This window comes from Treponema sp. OMZ 855, from assembly GCF_024181145.1.
Lineage (GTDB): Bacteria > Spirochaetota > Spirochaetia > Treponematales > Treponemataceae > Treponema.
In genome coordinates, this window is the sequence record NZ_CP051194.1 from 1,455,162 (window position 1) to 1,478,551 (window position 23,390).

At 46.4% G+C, this 23,390-nt stretch carries 17 protein-coding genes; 11 read left to right on the forward strand and 6 right to left on the reverse strand.

What is annotated here, in order from left to right; all coding sequences use genetic code 11:
* Nucleotides 1–2 precede the first annotated feature (2 nt).
* The 5 genes from E4N65_RS06565 to dnaX all read right to left on the reverse strand — a co-directional run bounded on the left by E4N65_RS06565 (nucleotide 3) and on the right by dnaX (nucleotide 9,709).
* Nucleotides 3–6,542 (reverse strand): hypothetical protein, encoded by a 6,540-nt coding sequence (locus E4N65_RS06565; RefSeq protein ID WP_253672351.1) that lies wholly within the window; start codon nucleotides 6,540–6,542, stop codon nucleotides 3–5.
* A 356-nt stretch (nucleotides 6,543–6,898) separates the two neighbouring features.
* Entirely contained in the window at nucleotides 6,899–7,489 is a 591-nt protein-coding gene (gene recR / locus E4N65_RS06570; RefSeq protein ID WP_044016031.1) for a recombination mediator RecR, read from the reverse strand.
* Nucleotides 7,489–7,800, reverse strand: a complete 312-nt coding sequence (locus E4N65_RS06575; RefSeq protein WP_044016029.1) for a YbaB/EbfC family nucleoid-associated protein — start codon at nucleotides 7,798–7,800, stop codon at nucleotides 7,489–7,491. The genes recR and E4N65_RS06575 overlap by 1 nt, the downstream gene beginning before the upstream one ends.
* A complete protein-coding gene (locus E4N65_RS06580) occupies nucleotides 7,800–8,321 on the reverse strand; it encodes a DNA polymerase III subunit gamma/tau (RefSeq protein ID WP_235619691.1) in 522 nt (173 codons plus the stop codon). The genes E4N65_RS06575 and E4N65_RS06580 overlap by 1 nt, the downstream gene beginning before the upstream one ends.
* A 137-nt stretch (nucleotides 8,322–8,458) precedes the next feature.
* Complete coding sequence (gene dnaX, locus E4N65_RS06585) at nucleotides 8,459–9,709, reverse strand: DNA polymerase III subunit gamma/tau (RefSeq protein WP_044016025.1); 1,251 nt, start codon at nucleotides 9,707–9,709, stop codon at nucleotides 8,459–8,461.
* 125 nt (nucleotides 9,710–9,834) lie between these two features.
* Between dnaX and guaA the strand changes: the two genes are divergently transcribed.
* The 8 genes from guaA to E4N65_RS06625 all read left to right on the forward strand — a co-directional run bounded on the left by guaA (nucleotide 9,835) and on the right by E4N65_RS06625 (nucleotide 17,065).
* Nucleotides 9,835–11,382 (forward strand): glutamine-hydrolyzing GMP synthase, encoded by a 1,548-nt coding sequence (gene guaA / locus E4N65_RS06590; protein ID WP_044016023.1) that lies wholly within the window; start codon nucleotides 9,835–9,837, stop codon nucleotides 11,380–11,382.
* Nucleotides 11,383–11,392: 10 nt separating this feature from the next.
* A complete protein-coding gene (locus E4N65_RS06595) occupies nucleotides 11,393–11,998 on the forward strand; it encodes a glucosaminidase domain-containing protein (protein WP_052185542.1) in 606 nt (201 codons plus the stop codon).
* 75 nt (nucleotides 11,999–12,073) lie between these two features.
* Nucleotides 12,074–13,831, forward strand: a complete 1,758-nt coding sequence (locus E4N65_RS06600) for an aminopeptidase P family protein (RefSeq protein WP_253672352.1) — start codon at nucleotides 12,074–12,076, stop codon at nucleotides 13,829–13,831.
* 78 nt (nucleotides 13,832–13,909) lie between these two features.
* Nucleotides 13,910–14,188 (forward strand): hypothetical protein, encoded by a 279-nt coding sequence (locus tag E4N65_RS06605; protein WP_044016019.1) that lies wholly within the window; start codon nucleotides 13,910–13,912, stop codon nucleotides 14,186–14,188.
* The gene (locus tag E4N65_RS06610; protein ID WP_044016016.1) at nucleotides 14,172–14,570 is read left to right on the forward strand and encodes a type II toxin-antitoxin system VapC family toxin; all 399 of its coding nucleotides are present in this window, start codon (nucleotides 14,172–14,174) and stop codon (nucleotides 14,568–14,570) included. Before E4N65_RS06605 ends, E4N65_RS06610 begins: the two co-directional genes overlap by 17 nt.
* 81 nt (nucleotides 14,571–14,651) lie before the next feature.
* Entirely contained in the window at nucleotides 14,652–15,152 is a 501-nt protein-coding gene (gene ruvC, locus E4N65_RS06615; protein WP_044016014.1) for a crossover junction endodeoxyribonuclease RuvC, read from the forward strand.
* 38 nt (nucleotides 15,153–15,190) lie between these two features.
* On the forward strand, nucleotides 15,191–16,249 hold the full coding sequence (locus E4N65_RS06620) for a phospho-N-acetylmuramoyl-pentapeptide-transferase (protein WP_052185541.1): 1,059 nt from the start codon (nucleotides 15,191–15,193) through the stop codon (nucleotides 16,247–16,249).
* Between the two features lie 69 nt (nucleotides 16,250–16,318).
* The gene (locus tag E4N65_RS06625) at nucleotides 16,319–17,065 is read left to right on the forward strand and encodes a tRNA threonylcarbamoyladenosine dehydratase (RefSeq protein ID WP_044017314.1); all 747 of its coding nucleotides are present in this window, start codon (nucleotides 16,319–16,321) and stop codon (nucleotides 17,063–17,065) included.
* A 74-nt stretch (nucleotides 17,066–17,139) separates the two neighbouring features.
* Here E4N65_RS06625 and E4N65_RS06630 read toward each other — a convergent pair whose 3' ends face one another.
* Nucleotides 17,140–17,898 carry a hypothetical protein gene (locus E4N65_RS06630; RefSeq protein WP_044017312.1) on the reverse strand — a complete coding sequence of 253 codons (759 nt, stop codon included), beginning with the start codon at nucleotides 17,896–17,898 and terminating at the stop codon, nucleotides 17,140–17,142.
* A gap of 294 nt (nucleotides 17,899–18,192) precedes the next feature.
* Between E4N65_RS06630 and E4N65_RS06635 the strand changes: the two genes are divergently transcribed.
* The 3 genes from E4N65_RS06635 to E4N65_RS06645 all read left to right on the forward strand — a co-directional run bounded on the left by E4N65_RS06635 (nucleotide 18,193) and on the right by E4N65_RS06645 (nucleotide 23,223).
* The gene (locus tag E4N65_RS06635) at nucleotides 18,193–22,257 is read left to right on the forward strand and encodes a right-handed parallel beta-helix repeat-containing protein (protein WP_253672354.1); all 4,065 of its coding nucleotides are present in this window, start codon (nucleotides 18,193–18,195) and stop codon (nucleotides 22,255–22,257) included.
* Nucleotides 22,258–22,430: 173 nt separating this feature from the next.
* On the forward strand, nucleotides 22,431–22,685 hold the full coding sequence (locus tag E4N65_RS06640) for a hypothetical protein (protein ID WP_253672356.1): 255 nt from the start codon (nucleotides 22,431–22,433) through the stop codon (nucleotides 22,683–22,685).
* A gap of 7 nt (nucleotides 22,686–22,692) precedes the next feature.
* On the forward strand, nucleotides 22,693–23,223 hold the full coding sequence (locus E4N65_RS06645) for a hypothetical protein (protein WP_253672358.1): 531 nt from the start codon (nucleotides 22,693–22,695) through the stop codon (nucleotides 23,221–23,223).
* The last annotated feature ends 167 nt before the right edge of the window (nucleotides 23,224–23,390 follow it).

Here is a 23,390-nt window from a genome sequence, read left to right on the forward strand (position 1 = left end):
ACCTACTTTCCTACATAGAATGCCGCGCGGTAATCCGAACTGGTTTTAAACCCTACCGCAACAGGCATCTTCTCCGTAGTATTGTAATACTTTGCCTTCGTTTCAATACAGATACGGCCGTTTGCTGCCCGTTGGTTAAGCGGAGCGGTCATTGTTTCCCAGCCAGCTACATCCGTTCCCGTATTGTTAAAGTCCATAGAGGTTTTATAGGCAATCCGGATAGCATCGTACGAGTTGGGACGGGACATATACGTAATATAGGGCATTGTGCCGTCCATGGTCATCTCTATAAACGTACCGGAATCATCCAGTACTTCGGAAGTGCCAAACTTATACTTTGCTGAACCGGTATCGGACGTATTCGTGGATTTTACATACACGAGCTGCCCCCTGGTGTTTTGGAACGCGATATGCAGAATCCCATCACTGCCGATACATGCATTTATGTAGTCGCTTGCAATCTTACCGTTCGGATCCGAAGAAGCGAGAACGCTTTGAATCTTCCAATGATCTGATGATGTAGGTTGTTTTGACGTACTTTTTGCAAGCCGTAAGGTTCTCGTAGCAGCATCCATGTACACTACAACAGGATAACCGTCCTTAGTTACCGTAACGTCGACAGATTCCCACACTGCACTTGAAACGGAAAGACTGTCTTCAAAATTGTTCAGTACATACGGTGTCTTATACGCTGACTTGTTGGGACTCACAAATGTAAATATATTATTGGGCGAATCAGGCGGTACAGCTGTATCGACCAAGTGATCAGGAACTTTATATTCTCTATCTGTTATGTCGGTATTGCCGTCTATGACACACCATGGGAGTGCATGGACTCTTGTATCCGGTTTTTTACTGTCATCTACCCAGGCGAATTTTGCAGCTTCGGTTAATCTATCATAATACACAACATAGATGTTATCACCGGAACGTACAGTCCGTATGTTTTTAAACTGCTGCAATTCATTGTCGTAGGTATACAGTTCAAACCGATACACATTAGTATGCCTAGTTCCAACGGCTGCATCCTTATCATAGAGGTATATACCGCCTGCATACTCAGGAGTGGTATCATTCCATGGGTATTTTTTTGTGCCCGAAAGGTCTCCATTACCCCAGTTATTAGCACCACCGCCATGATAATTTGCAGCATAGAGTACATTTACTTCAGGATTTGGATCGCTTCCAGTAACGGTTATATCGGTTTCTTCCGGCGGGTCATATCCGTCAAATACTCTTGTTGCACCATCTCCGGCTGTAACAGAACCACTTCCCGTAAATTGATTTGAATAATACACTGCCGAAGTTGAGTTATTGCTAAACGATGCATAGAGCGTGCCATTACTATCTTTAGTCATTGCAGGATAAATAGCATTTTTGCTGCCTTTAAACGTATCATGCGCATTTACACGCCAAATATGCACAAATCTATCGTCGGAATGTTCCTTAGCTCCGTATGTATCGGATTTTTCCGTATTACTTGCGGTATAGGCATTTATATTATTTACCGCAGCAACACCGTTTACTACAAGATGCAAATATCCGTCTTTTGCCGTATCGGGAACTGTAAAGGTGAAAGACGAACCGCTCAAAGTAAGATTCTCCATTGCAACCGAAGAACCGGTTCCGTCTTTATTTGCGGTAATCTTTAAAGAGGGAGTGCTTCCTTCAAAGTTAAAGCCTGTAATCGTATTGCCAGCTTCCCCGCGGAGTAAGGGTATCGCACCGCTTCGCGCTCTGTTTGTATTATATGTACTGTTTCTGCTGACACCGGTAATATACGGCACCACGTTAACACTTATCGAAGGCTTATTTGTTGTATCTTGATACAGCGTAGCAGTCACAAAACCGGTATCTACCGCATTTATAAGCTCAATCTTATTACCGGTAACTGATTTTACTCTGGTTAAGTGCTGTGCCTCACCCTTGGTAAAGAGAATAAACTGACCGGGCTTTGCAACGGCAAAATCCGTATGTTCCGCCGTATCATTAGTATCACGGGTTAGAGAAGAAGATGAGGAAGACAGATCGGCAGCCGAGGTTCCTGAAGAATTGGTTCCGTCATAAGCCGAAACACTGATTGTCTTTCCAAGACCTACAGACGTTTTTTCACTGTCCCATTCCAGCTTCCATTTTACATAGTAGCCGAGATAGTCGTATTTAGACTCTTCAACTTCAAACTTGATATTCTTTGAAATATCTTCGCCTATAGACCAGTTATTATTGGTGTTCGTAACAGTTATGTTTGAAGCGTTAGGAAGCGTTGCTGTAAGTTTCTTGAGCTGAACATTGTCATACGCAAAGCCACGGATTGTAACCTTACCTGAAACAGAAGAGGTATCAATTTCCACATGTCCGTTAGCACAGCTGTTTTGATACAGAGAGTTATCGGTTTCGCCGTTCCAGTGGAACGGAAGAATAACTACCGTCGGCGGCTTAGTGTCAAGCGCATCAAAGAGCGTATTGATTTTAACTTCAGCAAAAGAACTCTTTTCAAGCGGAGCTGTGCCGGTCGGTGTACAGTCGTGTGCACTATCCCACAGTTCCAAAACCAATTCTTTGGTTGTTTCGTCTGTAGTATTATCGATTGTATTCAAATTGTCTTCGCTCAACATTATGGCGCCATCGGTGCTGATATTCTGCATATTATGACCGGCCAAAACATTACCGGCATATTTCAAATTATATTTTACCTGTCCTTGCCCGCCGGAAAAGTCAACCTTTATTTTGGAATTATCTTTATCTTTAAAGGCGAACGCACTGCTGGTATAATTCGCGGTAAAGTCGAGATTAGCATCTACGTCTATATCCTTGAGGGCTTTGTTCACATTATCATTTGCGAACTCTACAGCACTTCCCCCTATCTTGGTAGCGAGCGTAATTTTAGAAACCTTTATCGGCTTGTTTTTTACCCGCACATCGACAGCAGGAGCGGTATATTCATTGCCGCTCTTGTCGGTTATGGTATAATGCAGCTTGCCCTTACCATCAGATACGGAACCAAAATCAAGCTCTCCCTTCCACATAACGGTTCCACCAAGCTGTTTGGTAATTCTGTTTTTCGGATGAGTTTCGTTTATGACCGTTTCAGGTGATTTAATTACCGTATGCAATACGGGATCAGTTTCAACACTTACCCAAGCCTTCACTTCTGCAACACCTGAACCACTGTCATTCGCCACACCATTGATAATCCATTTTCCACTGTTGTTTTTGTATATCAGCGTTTCCGGTTTATACAGAATATAGCTGTGACGTCCAGCAGTAAGAGCCGGAGAGGCGGTAAATTCAATCTTATCGCCCGTTACTTTCGTTACCGTGAGTATATGATTGTCCGCCAGTATTTTGCATCCGCCGCCGGAAGATTCTGTAGCGCCCAAATCTTTCACTTTTTGCGCCAGCTGTGCGTCAGTTATCGAATCAGAAGCAAAATTCCCGATATTCATATATTTATCGGTACCGAAATCACCGATAGGATCGGTGGTGTCGAAGCGGAAGGTAAACGTTTGTTGTGTACTCAATGCCGGAGATGTTGTATTTTCTGTAATGGAAATAGTTACACTAAACTCTCCAGCCGCTTTTGCAGCAGAGCTCAGCGCATCTAAGTCGAACGGAATCTTTAGCTCATAATTTCCGTCTGCAGCATCAGCTATCCAACCCGCTGCTTTAGCTTGAGCAAGATCATAGTTCACACCGCCAGCCAAACCGGTCGATGCAATTTGAACAGCCTTTATACCCGAATCGTCTTTTAATGAGCCGATCAGTTTTTTATTGCGTCCTACCCACATATTAGGCGTATAGTCTTTTGCGTTTGCACTGCCGGCAAGAACGGTACTCGAAGAATCGTCTACTTTAACGGCATTGGGACTTCCAATCGTAGGAGCAGACTTATCGACGATTATTTTTATTTTATCGCTCCAGTCCCCCATCGATGTACCATTTTTATTTTTCGCACGGACTCTAAAATAGACATCTTGGTTTTGATTGGTTGCATGATTAAATGAACCGTCGCCGTTTATACTGATTCTCCAGTCTGCGCCTCCGTTAGTATCTGTCCCCGGAATAAGCTGTCCGTTTCCACTATTGTACCAATTGATTGTACCAAATGTTCCATCTGCGGCAGAGGTAAAATTACCATCACGAGAAAATTGAATATATACTTCACGCACCGCTGCCGGTCCACCTTTAGGTACACTTGCAGTTCCGAATATCTGTATAGTACCGCCTAATTTTGTAGTAGGAGTAGTATTCTGCGGTGAAAGTACTTTCACAATCGGCTTTGTTCCCTCAGTATCAAAGAGTATCTGTTTTTCATGTACAGCTTTATTCCCCAGTTCGTCTTCCGTAAAAACATATAACGGTATTTTTCTATATCTACCGATAACCGCACCGTATTCCGATGAAGGAACGTTATCCAAATTGATGTGAATACTCCACGAACCTTTTGTCGAAGTATCAGGAGCATCTTTCATTATTTTCCAGCCGGCAGCAGTATCAACCGTCGGCGCAGGAGTCTTTTTACCCAGTATGTATTTAGTTTTTTCGGGATTTACTCCGGCCCATTCATCGCTGACACGGCCTAAAACGACAATCACTCCCGCTTGCGGATCGGTTTCTTCAGGATATACTATTTCAATCGTCGGCCCCGTGTTATCGACGGTAAATTCGGTAGTATCCGTATCGGTAGAACCGGAATTTGTTTTAGCTAAAAAGTGAATTTTATGGATGCCGTCCGAAAGATGGTTCCCATTCCAAAGAAGCTTTCCATGCGAATCAGTAGTTAAAACAACCGTCGCTTTGTAGCGAGGATTGCCCGGGTCGGAACTGACCTTTGTAAGAATCTTTGTTGTATCGGGACTACCGGCATTTACCGGTGCACCTATATTGTAATATACAGCACCAGTCGAATCGATACCGGTAACATCCGCTTCTATATCCACAGTTGTATTTTTAAAGCCTTGCGGACGGATCGGACGTATTCTCGGCCCATTTCCGGTAGCAAGAAAGTTTATTATATAAAGACTGTTGATTACCGTATTAGAGGTGTCATAGGCTTCAAATTTATTTGAATCGGCTCCGGAGGTGTCGGAACCTTTAACCTTTACGGCATAGTATCCTTCACCCCAAGACGGATCAAAGACACATTTTACACGTAACTTTCCATCTACTACCGTAATATTGCTTGTATCCGTCAACTCAGAAAATTTTATCAGTTTCTTCTCTTCATAATTTTCATCATTTTTTAAGCTATCCGCTTCATTCGTGCCGGCCGCTTTATTCCATTTGCGTAAAACGATCTCAATATTGCTTTCCTTATACCTAGCAAGGTCAAAGCCGGCCGTCAATGGAGTGTTATTTTTATTACGGATAAGCTCTATCGAAAATGCCGTTTCACCTCCGCTTTTAAAGAGCATCGACGTAGCGTCTGAAAGAGTTAAAGCAGGCTCTACAGGTAAACTTTTTACGCCGACAACTGTAAAACCGGGAGATTGGCTGGGATCAAGTTTAAAAGTGCTGCGCTTTTCAGTCATTTTAATCATCGTCGTTTTAAGTATATTCAAAGCTGCCGCATCGTTGCGCAATTCTTTTATTTTTTTATCATGCTCGTCTTTATCCGACCCCTTTTTACCGGCAAAATAATCGCTGATTACTTCAGGCGTGTAGCCTTTTGCTATGACATCTGTATAAATGCTATCCCACTGATAATACCAATCGGCTTTATTACCTTCGTCTGTTACCCCCCCAGTATATTTGCGGGCATTATCGTATAAATATAATTGACTTCTGATAGGCTTTGTTTTATCCTGCGCTTGCAAATTATATAAAGGATTTGTTTCATTGCCTGAAATGACTTCCGATACGGCAACCCGTGCGTTTATATTGTTGCCCACGAACATATTAGTTATATCGATCGGCGGCGTTCCCGGAACATGCACATTCAGTTTTTCAACGGTATTTTTTTCACCCACCTGCCCCACAACAGAAAAAGTCGAACCATAACCGTCTGAAGGATCCGATGGTGAAGGAGAGGTACTTTCATCAACAAACATCGACGGCCGCTGCACGATAAACACCGGCGGGGTGTTGTCTATTTTATAGCTCTTGGTAAATGTGGACGTCTTTCCAACCTTGTCGGTAACGCTCACAATTGCCGTATATTCACCGTCGGGAATAGGATACACTTTTACCAGATCGTGTCCGGGTTCGATTCCTGTCGATTCGTTGTTTACGTTTATTGTCCACGAAGCTGAAACATCCCCTGCGGAAAATCCTTCGGCGCGATACGCAGAGCTTCTTTCTTTTGTTTCGATATTTTCAAAAACAACCGAAATCGATTGAATACCGTCATCATCGCTTGCACTGCCTTGTAACACAAAGGAACCACGGATCGGCGTTTCCCTCGTATCAGGATAGATGATTTTCCCACTCGGCGGAAGAATATCGATCTGACCGCCCAAGCCTACATACGGTTTACAGGTAACACCTGCAAGAACAGTTAATAAAATCAGTACAAAAGATACTACGTGATTCATCTTTTTCATAAGTTTTTCTCCGCTTCATTTAGCAAGAAAACTATCCAAAACCTGAAGTTTATGGACGGCCCCACGCTCCGGCGATAAAAATGCATTATAATTTCTTCTGTTCCGCTTCTCTGGGACAGAACTTTACCGTCTTGCTTTCCCGTCTGAGCGGTAACGCATAACCGGCACAACTTTCTGCTATTTCACCTCTCGTATAGACATCAATAGCTCAGAATTTTGATGTTGTTGATGATAAACTTTTTGTACGATTACTTTTTATGGATGACTTTTAGAGGGCGGCAGATTACCGCATATATTACTAAATCTCACTTGATGTATACCGATAATTAAACATTTTGTCAAGCAAAAAATAAATCTTAAATCTTTATCCTGCCTTTGAAGCTGCGCATCAGCGTCAGTTTGTCGGTGTACTCCAAATCGCCGCCGACCGGCAGTCCCGATGCAAGGCGGGTAACCTCAACGGGAAGATCGCGCAGCACCTTTTGGATATAAAGGGCGGTGGTATCCCCTTCGATTGTCGGGTTGGTTGCGAGAATCACTTCTTTTACCGCCGTACCGTTGCCGATACGCTTAACAAGGCTTGCAATGCGGAGCTGTTCCGGACCGATACCTTCAAGCGGCGCGATAACGCCGCCAAGCACGTGAAAAAGCCCGCGGTATTCGCCCATGCTCATCAAGGTATAAACATCCTGCGGCTGCTCCACGACACAGATGCATGAGCCGTCCCGCCCCGGATCGCTGCAAACGGCGCACACGTCCTGATCGGTAAAAGCGCCGCATATCGGGCAGGGCTTAATACTCTCGTGAAGCTTGTAGAGGCTGTCTGCCAGTCGGTGGGCATAGGGAGGCTCTTGCTTCAGGATATGATATGCGAGCCGGGCGGCGCTCTTTTTTCCGATACCCGGCAGGCGGCATAAATTGTCGATAAGGTCTTCAAGCGCATTCATTATGACGGCATTCCTCCCGTAAGCGCGGCGAGCGGTCCCATTTTTTCCTTCAAGGTATCCTTAATTTTTTCTATTGCATCGGTATGAGCCGAGCGGATCAGGTCTTGTAACATCGGAATATCGCGGTTATCGACAGCGATGGGATCCAATTCGACTTTTACCATATCGAAGGTACCGCTGAGCGTTACCTTTACCAAGCCGCCGCCCGAAACACCTTGCACGCGGAGCGCCGCCAGTTCTTCTTGCATTTTCCCGAAATGAGTCTGCAAATCTTTTGCGTTTTTCATCAATTCAAAGGGATTTATATTCATTATTCTTCCTCCGGTTCTTCTACAACCACTTTTTTCTGTATGTCAACGATGCTACCTTTGATATTACGCAGCACCATCTCTACCCGCGCAGGGACGGAAACTTTTTGTACCGTCTCTTCTTGAGCGAGCGTTATCTGTATTTTCAATTCTTTGCCGTAAAGCTCCGCCGTCTTTCGGGTTAGGATATTTTTTTCCCGCTGCAGCTGCTGTACTTCAAAAGGGTTGTGAACAGCCATATACAGGATGCCGTCCCGTTCGCGCCAGTTGAGCGTTTTTCCGACCGCAGCCGACAGCATCGTATGTTCTATGAGTAGATGCTGAACGAGCGCATCCTTGAGCTCATCGATGCTTTGCACACGGGGCGGCGGCGTGGTTCCGGTTGGCGACTGCCGCACTGCCGAAGGCTGAGGTACCGACACCGGCGGCTGAATCTGCGGCGTCCCCTGCGGTACCGGAACATCCCGCTGCTGCACCGGCGCTGCTCCGGTTGCCGGACGCTGTACCTCCTGTTGCTGCTGCACTGCTCCGGTTGCCGGATGCTGAGTATAACCTAGCGGGGCATTGGCCGAAATTCCTGTCTGCGAGGTGCCTGCTATTCCGACCGAAGCATTGACCGGTATCCCGGCCGATGCGGTATTTCCGTAAGTACCGGCAACCCTCAGCGAAGAGAAGCCGCCGGTCTTAAAAAAGGGGAGTCAGCCCCGCCTTTTTGCGGCACCCCGCTGCCGGGCAGTGCTCTGGTTGCAGATTGAACTGCCGTAGGTAAGCCCGCGAGCAGCGCTTGAGCCGCATCAAAGGCTTCTTTCAGTTCCTTTGGGGAAACATAGTCGGAAAGCCATGCAAGGCGGGAAACCGTTAATTCCAGTTCATAACGAGGATTAAGCGAGAAGCGGAGATCTCTGAAAAGCTGCAAAAACAGATACAGCGCACGCTCAAGCTGTTGCGCATCCCATCCCGTCAGTATCTCCTGCGGAAACCGATCCGCGCGCTGCCCGATCAAAGCCTCTTTTGTAATGCCCTGTTGTATTAATAGAAGACTGCGGAGATAGTTGGTGCAGTCTACCGTAAATTGCTCGGTAGAAACACCGTTTTGCAGAATAGTATCAAGGGTGAGCAGCGCGGCGGCGGCATCTTTTTGAACGCAAGCAGTCAGCAAGGCTCCGATCGAATCAGTACCCGTTAAACCGAGCGTGCTCTGTATTTTTTCAAAGGTGATATGCCCGTCCGAAAAGGCAGCCACTTGATCGAATAAAGTGTAACAATCGCGCACGCTCCCGGTAGCCTCGCGCGCAATCCAGTACAGCGCCTCGTCGTCAGCCTCGATATGCAGCTCCGCCGCCGCCTCTGCTAAAGCCTGTTTAAGCACTTCTACATCGACTAATTTAAAGTTAAAGTGCTGGCAGCGGCTTTTGATAGTTGCCGGAACTTTGTGCAGTTCGGTTGTTGCAAAAATAAAGATAACATAGGGAGGCGGCTCTTCAATCGTTTTCAGCAACGCATTGAAAGCGCTCGTAGAAAGCATGTGAACTTCGTCGATAATATAGATTTTATACCGGCTGGTATTAGGCGGAAAGAGAATTTCGTCCTTGATTTGCCGCACATCGTTGACGCTCGTATTCGATGCGCCGTCTATCTCGATAACGTCGATACTTGAACCGGCCGTAATTTCGCGGCACGAGGTACAAACTCCGCAGGGAGTAGCGACCGTTCCCGTTTCACAGTTGAGTGCCTTGGCTAAAATACGCGCCGAACTGGTTTTACCGCATCCGCGCGGCCCCGAAAAAAGATACGCATGGGCTATTTTTCCCGCTTCAATAGATTTTTGCAGCGTCGCCGCAACAAAATCCTGCCCTAATAAATCTTCAAATCGCTGAGGCCTGCGCCGTGTCGCCGTTACTTGGTACTCCATTCGGAGATAGTATCATAAATTGAGGTTTGGATAAAGTATTTACTCACGTAAAAATCTAACGGAAAGTCTTGCCCTCTAATCGAAAGACTCCTTGTCTAACAAGTCATACACTGATATAGTACACTATGCACACAGAAAAAATTATTATCCTTGATTTCGGAGGGCAGTATATTCAGCTCATTGCCCGCCGTATCCGCGAATGCGGTGTTTATTGTGAAGTACTTCCTTTCGACGCAGAGCTTACCCGTATACAAAGTATTTCTTTAAAGGGAATCATCTTATCCGGAGCGCCCGACTCCGTGTATGCCGATGATGCGGCAACCTGCAATCCTGAAATATTCAACTTAGGGGTACCGGTGTTGGGTATCTGTTACGGAATGCAGCTGATGACGTATTTGCTCGGCGGAAAAGTGCAGCCGGCAGAAAAAAGCGAATTCGGTAAAACCAAGCTCTACACCAGCGGAGATTCGGCAGGTGCAGCGCTCTGGAAAGATTGTCCGGCAGACTCCATCGTGTGGATGAGCCACAACGACAGCGTATCCGCCCTCCCCGAAGGGTTTACAACCATTGCGAAAACGGATAACTGTCCTATCGCCGCTATGGCGAACACCGAACGCGGGTGCTACGGCGTACAATTCCATCCCGAAGTATTACACTCCGTATACGGCACACAAATGCTCAAAAACTTTGTGCGCGGCATTTGCGGATGTACCGAAGTATGGAACGCCGCAACCGCCGCCGATTCGGTCATTCAAGAAATAAAACAAAAGGTCGGCAACAAAAAGGTTATTTCGGCTCTGTCGGGCGGAGTTGATTCCTCCGTCGCTTCGGTACTGGTGCATAAGGCTGTCGGCGATCAGCTTACCTGTATCTTTGTCGATCACGGTCTTTTACGCAAAGACGAAGCTGCACAAGTATTAAAAACATACCGTGAAACACTCGGTCTTAACATCATCCATGTGGATGCCTCCAAGCGGTTCTTAAAAAAACTTGCCGGAGTAACCGAACCCGAACGCAAGCGGAAGATTATCGGTGAAGAATTTATCCGCGTTTTTGAAGAAGAAGCGAAAAAGATCGGCACGGTTGACTTTTTGGTACAAGGAACCATCTATCCCGATGTTATTGAATCCGGCGGCAGTAAAAAAGCGGCGGTCATAAAATCCCATCACAATGTCGGCGGACTTCCCAAAAATATCGACTTTAAAGAATTGATTGAACCGCTGCGGATGCTGTTTAAGGATGAGGTACGGGCGCTCGGCACGGCGCTTGGTATTCCCGATGAATTAGTCAAGCGGCAGCCCTTCCCCGGCCCGGGACTTGCGGTGCGTATCTTAGGAGAAATCACCCCCGAACGGCTGCATTGGGTGCGCGAAAGCGATGCCATCCTCCGCGAAGAGATTGCGCAGGCGGGCTTGGCGGATTCTATTTGGCAGTATTTTACCGTATTCCCCAATGTCCGCACGGTCGGCGCTATGGGAGATGGCAGAACGTATGACAACCTGATAGCACTACGGGCGGTAACTTCCGTCGATGCGATGACGGTTGAGGTCGCGGAAATTCCGTATCCGCTGCTGCAGAAGATTACGCTCCGCATCATCAACGAAGTCAAAGGCATCAACCGCGTAGTGTATGACATTACGCCCAAGCCGCCCGCCACCATTGAATGGGAGTAACGCCATCCGTATGAATATCAAAACCCTTCATATAAAACGACTTTTTCTTTTTCTTGCTCTTATTTCGCTATTTCTCTGCTTTTCATGCAGGTCGGTTCCCCCGTCCATTCCTAAAGCGATTATGGGTACCGGACGCATGACGCAGGAACAACTCGTTTCGTTCTTTTTAATGCAAACCGCATTAGCGCAAACAGAAGAAGTTGATCAGGAAAAAGTCGAGCGGTTGGCAGGGTATTATGTGAAAGAATCCTCAGCTGAAGGAATAAATGCCGATATCGCTTTTGCACAGATGTGTTTGGAAACCGGCTTTTTACAGTTCGGCGGATTGGTAACCGCAGACATGAACAATTTTTGCGGACTCGGCGCGATCAATGCCGAAAATCCGGGTTTGGTGTTTCCCGACGAGCAAACGGGAGTCAGAGCGCATATTCAGCATCTAAAAGCATACGCCAGCGCCGAACCGCTCAAACTTCCATCCGTAGATCCTCGTTATCGCTATGTAAACCCGAAAGGCAAGGCGCCGCATATTTATAACCTTGCCGGAACGTGGGCATCGGATCCCGCTTACGGGCATAAAATAGACCAGCTACTGCGCCGTATGTACGCAGGGTTGTAACGAAAATATAACCGGTAACCTCTAAAAAACTCAATTTTTGAGGTTATTTTAAATTGATTTACAAAGGAGATCACTATGACAATAGCTGAACGTATTAACGTATTACGCAATAAAATGGCGGAATGCGGCTTCGACGCGTATTATATTCCCACCGCCGACCCGCATCAGTGCGAATATCTTGCCGAACACGATAAGACCCGTGTCTTTATTTCCGGCTTTACCGGCTCTGCAGGCGCCGTATTGGTTACAAAAGACAAGGCCTTTTTATGGACTGACGGCCGGTATTTTTTACAGGCTGAAGAAGAATTGAAGGGAAGCGGCATCTTCTTGCAAAAGAGCGGAGAACCGAATGTACCGACCGTATTTGAATATCTTGCACAGACGCTTCCTGCGGGAAGTACGATCGGTATGGACGGGAAAGTGATGGCGGTTAATTCGTTTGCACAGTTTAATTCGTCGCTTCCCGATATGAAGTTTGTTATCGACCGTGATCTCATCGGGGAGATGTGGATGGATCGGCCTGCGCCCGTATTAAGCGCCGCCTTTTTACTCGATGTCCGCTACACGGGAAAATCCGCGTCGGAAAAAATCAAAGAAGTCCGCGCGGCGCTTCGGGAAAAGAAAGCGGAGGCAACGGTTATCGGGGCTTTGGAGGATGTTTGTTACCTTTTTAATATCCGCGGCAACGATATTGAATGCACACCGGTTGTTACCGCCTACGCCTTGGTTGATATGCAGAGGACACGGCTTTACATCGACGCGCGGCAAATGACGGATGAGGTGAAGGCGGCGCTGGAAAAAGAAGGCGTGTCGGTTGCTCCTTACGAAGCGGTTTTCGCCGATGCCGAAAAGTTACAGGGTACGGTCTACATTGATCCGGCACGGACAAATATCTTCTTACGCAACAAGATTAAGGCGAATATCATAGAAGGCCTTAATATCACTTCTTCGATGAAAGCGGTGAAAAACGAAACCGAAATTAAAAACTACCGGAATGCATTCCTCAAAGACGGCATCGCGATGGTCAAAATCCTCAAATGGGTGGAAGATCATGCCGATAGTGGCGTTACCGAATGGGATGTTTCTGAACAGCTGCTGCGCTTCCGTGCCGAACAGCCCGACTTTATCGAAGCGAGCTTTACCACGATTGCCGGATACGGAGCAAATGCGGCGATTATCCACTACGGGCCAAAAAAAGAAACGGCCGCTACCTTGCAACCCAAAGGCTTTTTACTGCTCGACTCAGGCGGACAATATAAAGACGGAACAACGGATATTACCCGTACCATCCCGCTCGGCTCGCTCACCGCGGAAGAAAAAGAAGATTATACACTGGTGTTAAAAGGGCATATCCAGCTCGCCTTAGCAAAGTTCCCCGAAAACACGACCGGCTATAAGCTTGATATCCTTGCCCGCAATCCGCTCCGGAAATACGGTAAAGACTATAAGCACGGTACCGGACACGGCGTCGGATATGTGCTGTCCGTTCACGAAGGGCCGCAGAATATCGGGCTCCGCTATACGGACGCTCCGATGAAGGCGGGTATGATTACCTCCAACGAGCCCGGCTTTTACTGCGCTGGCAGTCACGGTATCCGCATCGAAAACCTCACACTGACAAAGGAATGGAAAACGACTGAGTACGGCACCTTCTTGAAGTTTGAAACGCTGACGCTCTGCCCGATCGACACACGGCCGGTGGTGAAGGAGCTACTGCTTCCCGAAGAACTCAAGTGGCTGAATGATTATAATCAAGCGGTTCGCACGGCGCTGGAACCTCATTTGGATGAGGCACATCGTGCATTCTTAAAAGAACGGACACAGGCACTGTAAGAGGGCTGAGGAGTAAAATAATGAAATCTGATTGATTTTTCATGTATTCCATTATATAGTTATGAGTGGAGGTTCAATATGGCAATGTTACAAGTCCGCGATATAGATGATCGATTATATGATAGGCTAAAATTTGTTGCGAAATTGGATAACCGCTCAATCAGTCAACAAGTTATTACAATTTTACAGGATTATTTTACTTCAATTCCCATAAAACAAAAAAATGCCACGGAAGAATTCTTAAAACTTGCAGGTTCTTGGGAAGATAGCCGAACTACAGAAGCAATAATCGATGATATTTATAGTTCGCGAGTAAATTCTACAAGATTTGAGGCATTAGATGGCATATTTAATTGATACGGATATAATAATTTTTGCTCTTCGTAAAGATAAGTCGGTTCTGATAAAATTTGAAGAGAACAAGAACATCCCCATTTCAATTTCAATGATCACTTATGCAGAGCTGATTTTTGGAGCAAAGCGTTCTCAAAACGAACAGCAAAACATGATTAAAGTAAGGCATATCCGTGAACTTTATCCGATTGAAGACTTAAACGAAGGTGTGATGGAAGTTTTTGCCGATATAAAAGCAAAAATGTTTAACAATGGAATACGAATTGAAGATATGGATTTATTGATTGCAGCAACAGCAATTTACAATGATTTAACACTGGTAACAAACAATGTGAAGCACTTTGAAAAAATCCCATATTTAAAATTGGAAAACTGGAAAAGTTAGGAAACCTAATGCCTGCTTCAATCCGCCATTGCTCTGCAATGCAGGGTAAACAAATGTTAAGATGATAGGAAGATAGAGCAGATGACGGAAAAGCGGACAGCCGCAGGACGGATTATCATGGGGATCGACCCCGGGCTTGCCTCTACCGGCTACGGCATTATTACGGTGTCCGGCAGCAGGATGCGCTGTATCGATTACGGTGTTATTCAAACGGAAGCGGGACAGGTACAGGGGGACCGGCTGCTCATTGTCTTTGACCGGCTTACGGAGCTTATCCGCACATACCAACCTGCTGCCGCCGGTATCGAAACGCTCTATTTCGCAAAAAACGTAACGAGCGCGTTGAGTGTTTCGGAGGCGCGCGGCGTAACGCTGCTTGCCTTAGCGCAGGCAGGCGTTCCTGTCTTTCAATACGCGCCGAATGCTATTAAAAAAGCAGTTACCGGCATTGCGCAGGCGGAAAAGCAGCAAGTACAGCTCACGGTACAGTTATTGCTCGGCCTTAAAACGATACCGAAACCCGACCATGCCGCCGATGCGCTGGCGGCGGCGATTACATACGTAAATACAGTACCTACCTAAGGGTTGTTTTTTTTATATGGGCTGTATATACTGTTCCAATGCTTTTTTATTTATCGGGGCTTCTTTCTTCATTCTACGGCCCCATGCGGCTTTTACAATCATATCTCGTACTTATTTCAATTTCATTTTATGTAGGCTTTTTTTTAACGGTATTCATTTTACCGTGCTTTTATGCCCGTTTACCGAAAGACAGAGGAAAGGAATTCGGTATTTCTCCTGAGGCAGCAAAAGGAAAACCGACCGGCGGCGGGGTCGTATTTATTACGATTTTTGTCGTTATGATTTTTCTGCTGATCATGCCTTCGGGTACGCAAATAGCGGTACTGGTTTTAACATGGTTGGTGATGCTCACCGGCTATCTTGACGACCGGTCGGTTAATCCGTGGGGAGAATACCGGAAAGGCGCATTGGATTTAGTGTTGTCGCTGATTACTGCGACAGTGCTCTTTCATTGGTATTTTGACGATTCCATTTCTTACTGGATTCCGTTTATGAGTCAAAGTATCGCGGTACATCCTGCCGTATTTTTTACGGTTTCCGTTTTAATTTTATGGTTTTCTATCAATACGACAAACTGTACCGATGGAGTAGACGGACTTTCCGGAACCCTCATTTTGATGGCGCTTATTTCGCTTGGTATGGTCTTCTATTTTATTATCGGGAACGTAAAAGTTTCGGAATATCTGCTTATTCCGCATCGGGTAGATGGCGCGCAGTGGGCGCTTATCTGCTTTAGTCTTTCCGGTGTACTGATGGGATACCTGTGGCACAATGCCTATCCAAGTAAGGTGATGATGGGAGATGCCGGTTCCCGCGCACTCGGCTTTTTTATCGGCGTATTGGTTATTATTTCGGGCAATCCCTTCTTGCTGTTAATGACCAGTGGAATGATTCTGCTCAACGGCGGCACAGGCCTTGTTAAAGTGGCGTTATTACGCTTTTTTCATATCCGTATTTTTAGGAATATTCGGTTCCCGCTCCATGACCATATGCGGAAAAACCTTCAATGGTCATCGACGCAGGTATTGATAAAATTCCTTATTTTACAACTGCTGATTACGCTTGCCGTATTTGCAGTCCTATTCAAAATCCGCTAAGCTTTGACTGACTCTGATCGCAAGAGCGCTGTGCGCAGTTCATATGATACGCACAATATCGGTATGGATATGCAGGACGAGCCTGACCCGCTGTTTATCCGGAGCAAAGCGCTTATCGGAACGGAAGGGGTTAACCGGCTTCGAAAATTGCGGGTCGCGGTATTCGGTATCGGCGGTGTCGGCGGGTATACGGTTGAAGCCCTTGCACGCGCCGGTATCGGGACACTATATCTCGTTGACGGCGATACGGTAAGCCCTTCAAACCTTAACCGGCAGCTCTATGCGCTTACCTCTACCATCGGACAGTATAAAACCGCTGCTGCCGCCGCACGAATCGCCGATATAAACCCGGTGTGTACGGTGCATCAGGTTGTTCAGCACATTCTCCCCGATGCGGACGGCTCTCTTTCTTTCTTACCTTTTTTATCCGACATCGATTGTATTGTCGATGCGGTTGATACGATTTCACTCAAGGTTGCACTGGCAGCAGAGGCGGAAAACCGCGGCATCCCAATCGTAGCGGCAATGGGCTGCGGAAATAAGCTCCGCGCGGATTTATTTCAATTTGCCGACATTTACGATACTGCCGTTTGCCCCTTGTGTAAAACCATGCGCGGACTGCTAAAAAAACGGGGAGTAAAAAAGCTGCGGGTACTATATTCCAAGGAAGTTCCCGCTGTCCGCAGCCGTCCGCCAAGCTCGGTTTCATGGGTACCCGCCGCAGCCGGTATTCTGCTTGCAGGCGATCTACTCAATCAGATATTACAGGGGATCTCTAAAAACTCAAGTATAACTTTTAGATGTCCCCAGACGTAGTTCTCTTTTATGAGAAATCCCCATTGATTACTACACCACTACACCATACAGAAATTATCAGGGTACAGCGCCGGTTACTCCAGCTTATATTGCAAAAGCAAAATTCGCAGCGCTTCTCGGTTCGCGACGCCGAAATACTTACAGGCTGCAGCCATGTCTTTTTTGACCACAGAGGTGCTGACATAATAGCGATTTCCCAGCGTTTCGTAAGTTTCACCGTGTTTAATCGAACCGAGGATAAATGCGATTTGGCGCTCCGAAAGCTCATAATCCGATAATTTTAATGTTGAACCTTTCGGCGGCAGGGTAACGGCAGTCGTTACCGTTTCGTTCGGCAACAAAAGATACGAAAGCTTTCCTTCGAGTTTTTGATACAATGCAGCGCAGGCAGTAAGCCCGAATAGTGTCCCTAAGATTTCAAATATAACGAATGTAAATCCGAGGACAGGATAGATTGTTATAGTAACCAGCAACCAGTAGACACCAAGCAATATCACCTTTTTTCTCCGATTAACGGCAAATTCTCCGTTAACAAAACAGAGGATAATACCGATACAGAACATCGAAGTTCCGATTCCCATAAAGCCGACAAGAACGGCATTTCCTGCTTCGACAAAAAAGACAATGTAGGTTAAGAGTTTTTTTTGGGGATGAACGATAAGGATAATGGAAAGACACACGCAAAAAGCGTTCAACCCAGCTTTAATTAAATTCATATACGGTATAACAGATGCATATGGAATAGCTACTTTGATATTCATTATCATTGCAAAGGTCATCATACCGGCATTTAAAATATATAACAGACGATCAGGGCTTAGTTTTTTAGTCATAATCGGCAGTACCATATCAAAAATAGTGTGAAAATTCTAGACTTTCCCAAAGATTATAGCCATGCCGGACAGCGTAACCATGGTTCTTTTTAAGCAACCATGGTTCTTTTTCATTAAAAATGCTGGCTGTATAGAGAAATTCTGCTATTCTATAGTAGGAATATTCTGTGTTAATTCTTTTACATCATCAATAAACATCACAATAACGCAGAGTATATGTATGCTACCGCGTACCAATTCAGCATCCTCAAAAATTGACATTTTGTGCGGTTGCTGAATTTTAGGGAGATTTTTATGCGCAAAGCTTTTATTATTTTAACAGGAATACTGTTTACTCTTTTGTTTGCAACCTGTCAGCAGTTTACCGCAGATATAGACGACTATTTAAGTCTTTGGTCTTCCCAGGCTTTTATTCTAAACTCGACTATAGACAAGAAAACCTATAATGACGCAAACGGTATTGTAAGTGTCGCTTCTGCGGATGATGTTACCATTACGCTGAAAGTACAAAACCCCAAGTCGTTCCGGTTTGTTATGCCGTCCGCGTCCGAAACAAGAAATATCGTTGGGTTTGCTCATTTTGCCGGGACAAAACCCGCAGCCGGTACTGATTATGAACTGACACAGCTTACAGCGGATACCTTGCAGCTTGTATATAAAAATTCTTTTTTGAAAAACTCCGAATGGGGCGAAAAAGATATCTCGTCTACCATCACCCTGTATGCCAATGACGGACGGCCGCCGTTTAAACAAACCTTTACCATTCCTCTTAAAGCGAATACCCCGCCTCCGAAGCCGGGCTATGCCGTTGCAAAGACAGCCGGAACATCTGCTTATTATGTGCTGTGTATCAGGGTGCCGGAGATGGATACGGCAGTACCGGGAGGACTGTTGCATAAAGATCTTACCCGTATTGAGGTCAACGGAACACCCTATACCTTTTCGGTAAACGAGGCGGAACATACGTTTGTAAGGCCGGAGGCTGATGTCTTTATTACGCAGTCCGCTGTAGAACGGCTGAGCGGAGCTGAAGGCGATGAACTTCCTACCGGCAAGTGGGTATTGTATTACAAAACCGATGTTGAAGTGAAAGCCGGCGCTGCAAAAAAAGACTATACAATTAAACTGATAGATAAAAAAGGTTTGGTTTCCGACATATTGAACGCAAGCACAAAACCGAATAAGGCGGAACCTGAAAATATTGCTATTACGAAAGGGACTCCCTCTGGCGGAAGCGGCAGCGACACTAATCCGACGATTATCGGTACCGACAGCAGCAGAGCGGAACTGACGATATCCTCCCCAACGGCGAATACCACGGTGCACTGCACATGCACCGATACAAGCGACGGTTCCGTTACAAGATACAACGCCAAGCACGTTACCGTACTGCTTCCGTTAAGCAGCGCCGGTGAAAAAAAGTACAAGCTGGAGTATTACATAGACGGCGAAGGCTTTGCTGCAACGCCGGTAAAAACGATTTATTATAAGGTTGCGAAAAAGTACACCGTAACATTCAGCGCAGTAGACGGAACCGGCGGAACGCTTAAAGCAAAACCTGAGGGCGGTTCTGAGAGTACAATAGGTTCCGTTTCAGTTCTGCATGGCGGAACCGTAACCTTTACTGCAACACCGACAGATCCAACCCACTACAAGGTAGGAGACTGGACTTGTACACCTTCGGAAGGCTTTACAGGGGCAAGTGGACAGTCGAGTGCCACGCTTACCGTAACGACAGACACAACTGTAAGTGTGCAGTTTGTACAGCTTAATGCTTTAAACCTGAGTAAACTTAAAATACACGGGCGAGACGCTTCGGTCGGTTCCGTTACGCTGCCTTATACTATAACTCAAGTGAAGAAAGAGGATATAAGTCTTGCGTTTAGCGGACAGACGGGAATTGACTTTACCGTAACACCGTCATTGCCGCTTAACTTAACGGAAGGAGAGAGTCTAACCATTACCATAAACGTTGCAGCAGATCCAGGCAATTATCCTGCGTGGTCAAAAACGGTAAGCATAACCCGTGTGAAAAACGACGTTGCAAAGTTACGGAGCTTTACGCTTAACGGAGAAACCAAAACTGCGGCTTCCGATAGTTCTTTTGCGAGCGAATACGAGGTTGCGTCCGAGCAGGCAGAAGTAAAAGGCTTTAGCTTTGATACCGGCAGTGACGGAGCAACGGCAAGCGTAAGCCCTGCGGGCAGCGAATCTATCCCAGTCAGTACGGGTAAAAAGTTTACCATCACGGTAACAGCTCAAAACGGTACGCAAAGCACCGTAAAATTTACCGTAAAGCGCAAAAAATACGACGTATCTTACAGTGTAGACAACGGAGTGGGCGGAACGCTTAAAGCAACACCTGCGGGCGGCACTGAGAGTACAACAAGCTCATCAGCGACCGTTTCAGTTGAGCACGGTGGAAGTGTAACCTTTAAAGCACAGCCCAACCTCGCGTGGGAAATTGAAGGTTGGACGCTTGACAGTACCGCTATAAGCGGGGCGGATAGTACCTATAGTCTTTCTAACATAAAGAGCGATAAAGCCGTAAAGGTGAAGTTTAAGAAGGTGACGACCGTAAAACACACCGATAATAACGCGTGGCAGTTGTTAAAAGAAGTTGTTAAAATCGCTGACAATAATGCCGTTATCATCATAGACGGTGAAATAAAGGCGACAAACGGAGACAATGCGGGTGAAATCAAAATAAACAAACACCTGACGATTAAAATGGCGGACGGTGCATCATCCGCCGTGATCGACGCGAACAAAGACACAGGCAGTAAACCGAAGCACCGCATTTTCAAGGTGGAGAGCGGCAAAACGCTTACCCTTGAAAACCTGACGCTTAAAGGTGGAAAGGCAGAGGGGACACAAGATGCGGATAACTATGGCGGCGCGATCTATGCAAGCGGTGCAATCGTCAATATAACAAACTGCACCCTCAAGGGCAACGAGGCGGCTCTGGGCGGCGGTGCAATTTATGCACGAGAGGTAGGCAGTACTGCTTCCACCATAAAAATCAGCGGCGGCACTATCGGCGGCGACACAGACGAGGATAAGAACAAGGTAACCAGCAAGTGGCAATTCGGCGGCGGTATCCTTGTAGTGACTGGCTGTACCTTAACGCTTGACAGTGTACGGATTATCGGCAACGAGGCATGGAGAGCCGGCGGTGTGCGCGCAAACGAATCAACTGTTAAAATGACCGACTGTACTATTAAAAACAACAAGACAACAGGCGACAATGACTCAGGCGGCGGCGGCGTATATACCTTTATGGGAATGCTCATCATGACAGGCTGTACCATTACGGGCAACGAAGCAGCCACAAACGGTGGCGGCTTAAATGTTGAGGGCACAACTACCAACATCACAAACTGCACCTTTACGGGGAACACCGCAAAGAACGGCGGCGGTATCTATACGAAAAAGGAGAAAGGCACCCCACCCACCGTAACAATCAACGGCGGCACTATCGGCGGCACGGATACGGATAAGGCAAACAAAGCAACCGGAACCGGCTCCGATGGCAACGGCGGCGGCATTTATGTCGGCGAAGACTGCACGGTAACACTGCAAAATAACGGCTTTACTGGCTGCACAATTACGGGCAACACAGCACAGCGCGGCGGCGGAGTTTATGTGAAAGGCGGCACCTTTAAGATGAGCGGCTCCGCAGTCGTTACGCCCGCTACCGGATCAGAGGCGAATGATAAGGGGAAAAACGACGTGTATTTGGTGACCGGACAGGCGATAACCGTTGACGACCCGCTCACCCCTCAAGGCGGAATCGCGGCGCGCATTACGGTACCGAACGACAACTACCAGACGGGGACGCAGGTGCTTACGGGAGATAAGGTCGGTACGGAGTACACCAAGTTCGTCGTAACACCGAATGGCAACAAGCGTTGGACAGTGAAAAGCGACGGTACATTGTCAAACACTCTCGCTGACATTTTTGCCAATATCACGAAGGATCAGATAGAAGCCGAAATTGGAGCCGCAAACTCTGCAATGGTTTATACGGAGGGTAAAACAATTACCAACCTCATCACGACGTTGCAAGGCAAACTGATACTTTATATGACAGGTAAATATGATTACGGCATTATGCACGTTACCGAAGTAAACGACACAAGTAACGGAGGTAAAGGACATATTAAGTTTAATTACAAAACCTTTAGAACATATCATAGCGATGTTCTGCAAAATAGTGGTAAAGTGGTAAATGGAGACGCGAGCTTTGATTTAGACTCCGGAGGATCTGGTTCTAGTGGTAATGATTTTCAGCTTAAAACTGCTGCCAGTCAGTTCAAAATTTTAGACAACGCCAAGTTTTATATACTGCCTAATTAAATGGGTAATAGGTAAGGGAAAGAAAGACACTTGTTTCGGATAAAAGAGCCTTTCCTTCCCTTCGACCCTTCCTATCTTCAAAATAACCGCTTAGGTAGATTGCGAACCGGTGCAGCAATCTTCCCAAAGAACCCGCCGCGCGTATTACGCCGGAAAGCTACAGGGCGACGCCGGTGCTTACGGGCAATATAACAACCGGCGAAAACCGCAAGAAGTTCACCGTACCGCCGCAGAAAGTTACGGTGGGATCGGAGAACGGGAAGATATTTTGGTACATTTCCGCTACCGGTTTGTTGAAAGCGGAAGTTGAGGATCTTGAAACGTTGAAAGAAGCAGTTCAGGCTGCACCTGCCGATGATAAGCCTTTTATTATAAAGCTGGCGGGTACTATCGACGACCTTCAAACGGTTCAAATACCGGGGACATAAAAAGATTATGCTCAAGGCTGATACAGCGGTAACCTTAACATGTCCTCAGAAGTGGAACGACTATAAACACTTACATGTAAAAGAACATGCCTCATTAACATTAAAAGGGCTAATAAAACTGCAAGGCGCTGCGTACGGAAGGAATAGTCAATACGCGCTTTATGTAGAAACCGGAGGCACGGCAGAAATCAAAAATGGCGTAACAATTACCGAGTTTAAAAATTCCTGGTTTACAAACGGGGGTGACCATGACGGAAAAGGTCCTGTTTTTGTAGACGGAACACTTACCATGTCAGGCGGAACAATTACCGGCAACCAAGCCAAAAATGGCGGCGGCGTATATTCACAGGGAAGTTTTACGATGTCAGGCGGAACAATTACCAAGAATAAAGCAAATACTGACGGCAAGGCGGTGATGCTTCAGCATTATTTTAACTGGGCTGGCGGCGAGATCAAAGACAACCAAGAAGGCTCCAGCTCGGTAATTGGAGACAGTGGTGGCTATTTTCAAAACAACTGCCATGGTACGGCAACCTAAGGGGGGATTCCTTGGAGGCAACCGTATCAAAAGTATTTTAGTGCGGTTGCCTCCCTGCTGTGCGGAATTTTACACAAAATTCCGCACAGTTTTTTCCAGCAGAGGGGAAAACGTATCAGGCTGTTTTATCATATCTGCCATAGATGGTGGTAATACTAGTCAGCAGC

Excerpts from the sequence above, each read along its gene's own strand:
- E4N65_RS06565 (WP_253672351.1), bottom strand. The coding sequence starts at position 6,542 with ATGAAAAAGATGAATCACGTAGTATCTTTTGTACTGATTTTATTAACT.
- recR (WP_044016031.1), bottom strand. The coding sequence starts at position 7,489 with ATGAATGCGCTTGAAGACCTTATCGACAATTTATGCCGCCTGCCGGGT.
- E4N65_RS06575 (WP_044016029.1), bottom strand. The coding sequence starts at position 7,800 with ATGAATATAAATCCCTTTGAATTGATGAAAAACGCAAAAGATTTGCAG.
- dnaX (WP_044016025.1), bottom strand. The coding sequence starts at position 9,709 with ATGGAGTACCAAGTAACGGCGACACGGCGCAGGCCTCAGCGATTTGAA.
- guaA (WP_044016023.1), top strand. The coding sequence starts at position 9,835 with ATGCACACAGAAAAAATTATTATCCTTGATTTCGGAGGGCAGTATATT.
- E4N65_RS06595 (WP_052185542.1), top strand. The coding sequence starts at position 11,393 with ATGAATATCAAAACCCTTCATATAAAACGACTTTTTCTTTTTCTTGCT.
- E4N65_RS06600 (WP_253672352.1), top strand. The coding sequence starts at position 12,074 with ATGACAATAGCTGAACGTATTAACGTATTACGCAATAAAATGGCGGAA.
- E4N65_RS06605 (WP_044016019.1), top strand. The coding sequence starts at position 13,910 with ATGGCAATGTTACAAGTCCGCGATATAGATGATCGATTATATGATAGG.
- E4N65_RS06610 (WP_044016016.1), top strand. The coding sequence starts at position 14,172 with ATGGCATATTTAATTGATACGGATATAATAATTTTTGCTCTTCGTAAA.
- ruvC (WP_044016014.1), top strand. The coding sequence starts at position 14,652 with ATGACGGAAAAGCGGACAGCCGCAGGACGGATTATCATGGGGATCGAC.
- E4N65_RS06620 (WP_052185541.1), top strand. The coding sequence starts at position 15,191 with ATGCTTTTTTATTTATCGGGGCTTCTTTCTTCATTCTACGGCCCCATG.
- E4N65_RS06625 (WP_044017314.1), top strand. The coding sequence starts at position 16,319 with ATGCAGGACGAGCCTGACCCGCTGTTTATCCGGAGCAAAGCGCTTATC.
- E4N65_RS06630 (WP_044017312.1), bottom strand. The coding sequence starts at position 17,898 with ATGACTAAAAAACTAAGCCCTGATCGTCTGTTATATATTTTAAATGCC.
- E4N65_RS06635 (WP_253672354.1), top strand. The coding sequence starts at position 18,193 with ATGCGCAAAGCTTTTATTATTTTAACAGGAATACTGTTTACTCTTTTG.
- E4N65_RS06645 (WP_253672358.1), top strand. The coding sequence starts at position 22,693 with ATGCTCAAGGCTGATACAGCGGTAACCTTAACATGTCCTCAGAAGTGG.